This is a genomic window from Priestia sp. P5_B4, from assembly GCF_056400385.1.
In genome coordinates this window covers 1-1259 of the sequence record NZ_JBFULJ010001014.1, presented here as the reverse complement: position 1 = coordinate 1259, position 1259 = coordinate 1, and the positions used below count along the sequence as shown (strand labels likewise).

At 31.0% G+C, this 1259-nt stretch carries 1 protein-coding gene; it reads right to left on the bottom strand.

From position 1 onward, the window contains the following. Nucleotides 1–883 precede the first annotated feature (883 nt). On the bottom strand, nucleotides 884–1259 hold a 376-nt coding region (locus tag AC1DRF_RS28375), incomplete at its 5' end, for a helix-turn-helix domain-containing protein (RefSeq protein ID WP_477742357.1).

Sequence of the window (1259 nt, the reverse complement as noted above, 5' to 3'; positions counted from 1 at the left end):
ATTATATTGTTTTCTCGCTCTTACCCTTTGAATATTCAGAAACGAGTTTAAGTGATGGGCGAGCTATCYATGATGCATTGAGATATGGAAAGATAACGTGTAATCCGGATTAACAAAGGAAAAGTGGCTAATTAAAACTGTACATCCACAACGTATATTAACGCGGCAACGGTACTGAAATAGATACTGATTAGTAATCAATTCGTAATTCTTTAGATACTATGATTGCAGCTACTGCAGTAAACTTACCTGTCTACTCAAAAAATAACAAGGAGCTCTTACTGCAGTAGGTAAGGGGTAGATGGTTATATAGGAGGTGCTAGTGGTTTATTTTTTTATGAAATAGACAAAAAATCGCAAGATGTCCTCCATCTAAAAGTGAAGATAAACAGGATAGCTTTAATTGAAGTACAGATTTCGTAATCTTATTTTCTTGGATAAATGATTATTATGTTTCATATAAAAAAGGGAACACCTGCTAACCAGGAAGTTCCCTTTTTATTTCATCAGATAAAACTACATCAAAACAAAAATTAAAGAAATAGGATATGGTAGGGGCGAAAATTTTTTTCAACCGACCACTGTTACATGATCTATAGTATTTGCATTGAATAAATAAGGGCTAGCTATTAGCATCTACACGTAATAAACGTTATTGTTAATGAGAAGTAAATGATTAAACTACTTTATTAAAACTATGGAGTAAATAAAAAATTTGTTTATTTACTATGCTGCTTGTTTATTTCTTATTTTACTCAGATAAAAATCAATCGTGTTTCCACTTAAAGAGATTTTGCTTTTCCATACTGAGAGTATCCCTTTTTAGAGTAATAGTATCAGTATGGAAAAGTTATATATATTTCTTACATCAGGACTGAAAATTCTACAGCTTTTCTTGATAATATTTCCGATAGACGTTAGGAGTTATATTTTCATATTTTTTAAATGTCTTGATGTAATACCCGGGATCGTTAAAACCCAATTCATCGCTAATCTGTGCAATAGAGAAATCCGTTTCTTCTAATAATTGTTTAGACCACTCTATTTTTTTGAGAGAAATAAAAACAGAAAAATTCATACCCGTTTCTTTGGTAAATACACGGCTGAAATAACCTGTACTAATGTGACATAAATCAGCCATCTTTTGTTGAGATATTTTTTCTCTTTTATGCTTATAAATGTAGTCAAAGGCTGGCTGTAATACTTTGTTTTTACAAACTAAGTGATCGTTAATAGACGTTTTTACGTAAGCATTAGTA